Origin of the sequence: Pseudomonas juntendi (assembly GCF_009932375.1) — a bacterium.
In the GTDB taxonomy this organism is placed as follows: Bacteria; Pseudomonadota; Gammaproteobacteria; order Pseudomonadales; family Pseudomonadaceae; genus Aquipseudomonas; species Aquipseudomonas juntendi.
On sequence record NZ_BLJG01000275.1, the window covers coordinates 1 to 6,061 of the forward strand.

5 protein-coding genes are annotated in these 6,061 nt (G+C 63.9%); 2 read left to right on the top strand and 3 right to left on the bottom strand.

Annotated elements, in window-relative coordinates; translation table 11 throughout:
* Nucleotides 1–14: 14 nt before the first annotated feature.
* From GYA94_RS24295 to GYA94_RS24305, 3 genes are all read right to left on the bottom strand, one after another.
* On the bottom strand, nucleotides 15–614 hold the full coding sequence (locus tag GYA94_RS24295; protein ID WP_161893256.1) for a tRNA-uridine aminocarboxypropyltransferase: 600 nt from the start codon (nucleotides 612–614) through the stop codon (nucleotides 15–17).
* A gap of 94 nt (nucleotides 615–708) precedes the next feature.
* The gene (locus GYA94_RS24300; RefSeq protein ID WP_161893257.1) at nucleotides 709–2,274 is read right to left on the bottom strand and encodes a methyl-accepting chemotaxis protein; all 1,566 of its coding nucleotides are present in this window, start codon (nucleotides 2,272–2,274) and stop codon (nucleotides 709–711) included.
* A gap of 138 nt (nucleotides 2,275–2,412) precedes the next feature.
* Complete coding sequence (locus tag GYA94_RS24305; RefSeq protein ID WP_054881883.1) at nucleotides 2,413–3,306, bottom strand: LysR family transcriptional regulator; 894 nt, start codon at nucleotides 3,304–3,306, stop codon at nucleotides 2,413–2,415.
* Nucleotides 3,307–3,529: 223 nt separating this feature from the next.
* On the opposite strand from GYA94_RS24305, the gene speB reads away from it, so the two are divergent.
* Nucleotides 3,530–4,480, top strand: a complete 951-nt coding sequence (gene speB / locus GYA94_RS24310) for an agmatinase (RefSeq protein ID WP_009683675.1) — start codon at nucleotides 3,530–3,532, stop codon at nucleotides 4,478–4,480.
* A 105-nt stretch (nucleotides 4,481–4,585) separates the two neighbouring features.
* Nucleotides 4,586–5,965 (top strand): sodium:solute symporter family protein, encoded by a 1,380-nt coding sequence (locus GYA94_RS24315; protein ID WP_110678653.1) that lies wholly within the window; start codon nucleotides 4,586–4,588, stop codon nucleotides 5,963–5,965.
* Nucleotides 5,966–6,061 lie beyond the last annotated feature (96 nt).

Below are 6,061 nucleotides of genomic sequence, written 5' to 3' on the forward strand. Positions count from 1 at the left end.
GCGGCCCCCTGCCCTCACTCGGTGCCATGGTTGCGCTGGAACGTCTCCTCGCCCATGGCCCTGATCTGCCCCTCTATCAAGGCCTCGAACGGTGCCAGCAGCGCATCGAAGCAGGCCGGTTGCTCCAGTGCATTCAGCGCCCCCACCACGGCCTCGATGGTCGATAACGCTCCCGCCTCCGGCGCCTTGCGCAAGCGATAGCGCGAAGCGGCCACCTGCCCCAAGGTCACCCTCGGCAACGCCTCCAGCAGCGGATTCAGGTACAGCAGCTTGCGCGCCTTGCGCCAGGTGCCGTCGGGCACGATCAGCAGCAAGGGTTGCTCGTCCATTGGGCCATAGGCAGCCAGGGGCTGCGCTTCAGCGCCCGGGAACAACAGCGCCGGGCGGTACCCGGGGGTTGCCAGCAGCGCTGGCAGATCGTCGAATACCTCCCCCACCCGCAGCTCGGCATTGCTCAGGCCAAGCGCTGCCAACCGTGCGGTATTCAGGGCGTGGGCGCTTTCACTGGGGTGCTGCAGCAAGATCACACGGGTTCGGCTGCCTAGCGCAGGGATCAGCGAGCAAAGGCAATGATCAAGCGGGCGCTGGCAGCGCTCGCAACGGGGTCTGGGCATGAAGGTCTCCTTGGCGGGGGTATTTTGCCACAGAACCCTGGCCCGGCTGGCGGGCCTTGCCCTATGCCCTGGCCGCAAGGCGACCACGGCAACCTCAACGGTTGAAGCGCTCCGCCAGGCTGTGCAGGTACTCCGCCATGCGCTCGAGGTCCTGGCTGATTTCTGCCCCCTGGCGCGCCTGCCCGGCACTTTGATCGCACAGCTGGGCAATGCGCACGATCTGCTGGTTGATGTCTTCAGCCACGTGGCTTTGCTGCTCCGACGCCGTGGCCATCTGCTGGCTCATGCCGGTGATGCGGCTCACCGCCTGGGCTATGCCGCTCAACGCCGCCTGCACTGCCTCGACACTCTGCACGCTGTCACGCGAGATCTGCTCGCCACGGCTGGCAGTACTCACTGCGCGCTCTGCCCCGGCCCGCAACGAGGCGATGATCTGGTGGATTTCCTGGGTGGAGGTGCGGGTACGCTGGGCCAATGAGCGTACTTCATCGGCCACCACGGCAAACCCGCGGCCCTGCTCGCCGGCCCGCGCCGCTTCAATGGCGGCGTTGAGCGCCAGCAGGTTGGTTTGTTCGGCGATCGAGGTGATCACATCCACCACACTGCCGATCGACTGGGTCTGTTCCGCCAGGGTGTTCACCGCCTGGCCAATGTCATTGACTGCATCGCTCATGCTGCCCATGGCCTGCAGGCTCTGCAGCGCCAGCTCGCTGCCCTGCTGCGCCAGCTGGTCGGCATCGCCTGCGGCATGCGCCGTGCTCTGCACGTTATGCGTAACCTCCTGGATGGTCGCCGCCATCTGCGCAATGGCGGTGGCCGATTGGTCGGTCTCGCTGCGCTGGCGGTCGAGCATCTGCGCCTGCGCGCCCGACAGGTCGGAAGATTGCGCAGCGCGTGATTTTACCCCGACCCCGGCGTCTACCAGGCGCGTCAGCGCGGTTTGCAGGCGGGCTTCTTCACTGATGATGGCAAGGTCCAACTGGCCCTGCAGCCCCGGGTTGTCGCTGTAGGTCAGCGCCACCAGCGGGCTGGTGAACGCCTTGGGGTGCTCGGCCAGCGTGCGGCGGATGGCCTGGTTCTGACGGTGCTCGACCAGGTACCAGGCTACCAGCAGTACAACCATCAACACCCCTAGCGCGGCATAGGGTGGCAACCACAGGTAGCCCGCCGCCGACACCAGGCCGGCGCCGAGCAATGGCCAGCCCTGGCGCAGGCCATGGCCCAGGCGCGCCGCCCACGATACCGGCCGGCGGCCGGCACGCAGGCGTGCGTACAACGCCTCGGCACGGCGGATCTGCTCACGGGTCGGTACCGAACGCACCGACTCGTAGCCGCTGATGCGGCCCTGTTCGTAGACTGCCGTCACGTAGGCACTGACCCAGTAGTAATCGCCGTTTTTTGCCCGGTTCTTGACCACGCCCATCCACGGCTTGCCTTGCTTGATGGTGTCCCACATATGGCCGAACACCGCCGGCGGCATGTCTGGGTGACGCACGAGGTTGTGCGGCTGGCCCACCAGCTCGTCGTAGGTGAACCCGCTGATCGCCACGAAGGCGTCGTTGCAATACGTGATGCGGCTGTTCAAGTCGGTGGTGGAAATCAGCCGTTGTTCACTGGGGAATGTTCTTTCGTGTTCAGTGACTGGCAAATTCATGCGCATCGTCGGGCGATCCTTGCAGGATGAAAAGAAGGGAAATCATCAGCGCAAGTTGATATGTAGCAGAGCGCTATGAGGTTAGCGGCACACGTGTGCAGGAATTTAGCGGCCTGCCGACAGAATGTATGAACATTCTGTTTATCAGCCTACGTTGAGCTGGCTTTTCAGCAGGTCGCGGAAGGTCTGGATCAGCGGTTCGCGGCTGCGCCCACGCCGGATGATCAACGAGAACGGTGCCTGATAACCGAACGTCGCCGGAGACAACACGCGCAAGTCCCCTTTGTCGACCCAGGCCTGGGCGTAGTGCTCGGGCAGGTAGCCGATGTAGGCGCCCGACAGAATCAGGATCAACTGCGCCTCCATGCTCTCAACCGTCGCCGCGCTGTGCTTGAAACCATGCCGGGCCAGCTCGGCCTGGCTCCAGTAGCCGCGCCCGACCATGCGCTGCTGGGTCACCACCTGCTCGGGAATACGCCGCTCGCTGTACAACGGGTGGCGGCTGCTGCAGTACAGCCAGTGCTGCTCGCGGTACAGCGGCTGGTACAGCAGACCACTCATGCGTGAAGAAAACGCGCCAATTGCCAGGTCCAGGCGGTTGTCCTGCACCCCCAACTGCAGCTCGTAAGGGCTGGACACCGACAAGTGCAGGTGCACGGCCGGGTGCTCCTGGCTGTAGGCACCAATGGCTTCAGCCAGCGGCAGGGCGCGATCGCCCACCGTGGAGTCGATCACCCCCAGGTTGAGGGTGCCGCGCAGTTCGCCCTTCAGGGCCGCCGCGTATTGCTCGAACCCGTCCAGTTCGGCCAACAGGCGCAGGGTTTCCTGGTGAAACAGCTCACCCTTGCTGGTCAGGCTGAAACCGCCCCGGCCACGGTGGCAAAGCACGATACCCAGGGCACCCTCCAGCTGGCTCATGTAGGTGCTGATGGCCGAAGTCGAAAGGTTCAGCTCACGCTGGGCGTTGGCGAAACCCTGGTGGCGCACCACGCTGATGAAGATACGCAGCAGTTTCAGGTCGGGCAAAGTCGAGGCCATGGGGCAACGGTTCCACAGGGTGTTTGCGCGCAGTCTAACCGCTGCGCCGGGCTTTAGTTCAGAAATTTCTGAACTAAGTATTTGTCGGTAGCGATTCTTCCATGGCACTACCTTGCGCAGACTGGCCGAAATGTCCCTGCCCGCTGGCGAAACACGAACTGGAAAGCGCGCAGCGGCACAGGTTCGAACAAACAGAACAATCGACCGACTGATGAGGCCCACCGTGGACAAGACTCTCCACCAACCACTGGGCGGCAACGAAATGCCGCGTTTCGGCGGCATCGCCACCATGCTCCGCCTCCCCCACCTGCAAAGCGCCGAAGGCCTGGACGCAGCCTTCATTGGTGTGCCGCTGGACATCGGCACCTCGCTGCGCTCCGGCACGCGCTTCGGCCCCCGGCAAATCCGCGCCGAATCGGTGATGATCCGCCCGTACAACATGGCCACCGGCGCCGCTCCGTTCGACTCCCTGTCGGTCGCCGACATAGGCGATGTGGCCATCAACACCTTCAACCTGCTGGACGCCGTGCGCATCATCGAAGAGGCCTACGACCAGGTCGTCGAGCACAATGTGATTCCCCTGACCCTGGGCGGTGACCACACCATCACGTTGCCGATCCTGCGGGCGCTGCACAAGAAGCACGGCAAGATCGGCCTGGTGCACATCGACGCCCACGCCGACGTCAACGACCACATGTTCGGCGAGAAAATCGCCCACGGCACCACCTTCCGCCGGGCGGTGGAAGAAGGCCTGCTCGACTGCGAGCGCGTGGTGCAGATCGGCCTGCGCGCCCAGGGTTATACCGCCGACGACTTCAACTGGAGCCGCCGCCAGGGCTTCCGCGTGGTTCAGGCCGAAGAGTGCTGGCACAAGTCGCTGGAGCCCTTGATGGCCGAAGTGCGGGAAAAAGTCGGCGGCGGCCCGGTTTACCTGTCGTTCGACATCGACGGCATCGATCCGGCCTGGGCACCTGGTACCGGCACCCCGGAAATCGGCGGCTTGACCACCATCCAGGCAATGGAGATCATTCGCGGCTGCCATGGCCTGGACCTGATCGGTTGTGACCTTGTCGAAGTCTCCCCGCCTTATGACACCACCGGCAATACCTCGTTGCTCGGCGCCAATCTGCTGTTCGAAATGCTCTGCGTACTGCCGGGTGTAGTCCGCCGCTAATGTGGTCGGGCCACCGAGGCCCGCCAACACCAGAAGACCACCGGGCGCCGTGCGAACGCCCGCGTGGCCGATCTCGCCATAATAAAGATAATCGGGAGACCCCCAATGGCCTTGGACATCATAGTTGTAATGCTTTACACCGCAGGCATGCTCGGGCTTGGCTGGTATGGCATGCGACGCGCGAAAACCCATGAAGACTACCTGGTCGCCGGGCGCAACCTGGGCCCGATGTTGTACATGGGCACCATGGCCACCACCGTGCTGGGTGGCGCCTCCACCGTGGGTACCGTGCGCCTGGGCTACGTTCACGGCATTTCCGGCTTCTGGCTGTGCGCCGCGCTGGGCCTGGGCATCATCGCCATCAACTTGTTTCTGGCCAAGCCGCTGCTACGCCTGCGCATCTTCACCGTGACCCAGGTGCTGGAACAGCGCTACAACCCGACCGCGCGCCAGGCCAGCGCGGTGATCATGCTGGCGTACGCGCTGATGATCGGCGTGACGTCCACCCTGGCCATGGCCACCGTGCTGCAAGTGCTGCTGGACCTGCCGTTCTGGGCCTCGCTGCTGCTGGGCGGGGGTGTGGTGGTGGTGTACTCGACCATTGGCGGCATGTGGTCGCTGACCCTGACCGATATCGTGCAGTTCGTGATCAAGACCGTGGGCCTGATGTTCATCCTGTTGCCGGTGTGCCTGTACAAGGCCGGCGGCTGGGACACCCTGGTGGCCAAGTTGCCGGCGGCCAGCTTCCAGCTGACCACCATCGGCTGGGATACCATCATCACCTACTTCCTGATCTACTTCTTCGGCATCCTGATTGGCCAGGATATCTGGCAGCGGGTGTTCACCGCCCGTGACGAAAAGGTCTGCCAGCGTGCCGGCACCACCGCCGGGGTGTATTGCGTGCTGTATGGCCTGGCCTGTGCCGTGATCGGCATGGCCGCTCATGTATTGATGCCCGACCTGGCCAACCCGAACAATGCCTTCGCCGAAATGATCAAGACCACGCTGCCTGATGGCATCCGCGGCCTGCTGATGGCAGCGGCGCTGGCGGCCATGATGTCGACCGCCAGCGCAGGCCTGCTGGCGGCCTCGACCACCATCACCGAAGACCTGCTGCCCAAGCTGCGTGGCGGCAAGCAGTCCAGCCTGGGTATCAGCCGCCTGTTCACTTTGCTGACCGGTTTAGTGGTACTGGGTATCGCGTTGATGGTGAACGACGTGATCAGCGCCCTGACCCTGGCTTACAACCTGCTGGTGGGCGGCATGCTGATTCCACTGATTGGCGCCATTTTCTGGAAACGCGCCACCACCGCCGGCGCCATCGCCAGCATGTCGCTAGGCTTTGCGACTGCCCTGTTGTTCATGTTCAAGGACGGGCTGGAGGCGAATACGCCGATCTACTACAGCCTCGCGATTGGCCTGGTGAGCTTTGTGGTGGTGAGCCTGCTGTCGCGTAAACCCGTGGCAGCGGTCAAGCTGGCCTGACCTTCGGCCTGTACTGGCCCTATCGCTGGCGAGCCTCCAGGGCCAGCGATGGGCCCAGAGCAGGCAAGCCAAGTGCCCAGAATCGAGTAGGAGGCG

Excerpts from the sequence above, each read along its gene's own strand:
- GYA94_RS24315 (WP_110678653.1), top strand. The coding sequence starts at position 4,586 with ATGGCCTTGGACATCATAGTTGTAATGCTTTACACCGCAGGCATGCTC.
- GYA94_RS24300 (WP_161893257.1), bottom strand. The coding sequence starts at position 2,274 with ATGCGCATGAATTTGCCAGTCACTGAACACGAAAGAACATTCCCCAGT.
- GYA94_RS24305 (WP_054881883.1), bottom strand. The coding sequence starts at position 3,306 with ATGGCCTCGACTTTGCCCGACCTGAAACTGCTGCGTATCTTCATCAGC.
- GYA94_RS24295 (WP_161893256.1), bottom strand. The coding sequence starts at position 614 with ATGCCCAGACCCCGTTGCGAGCGCTGCCAGCGCCCGCTTGATCATTGC.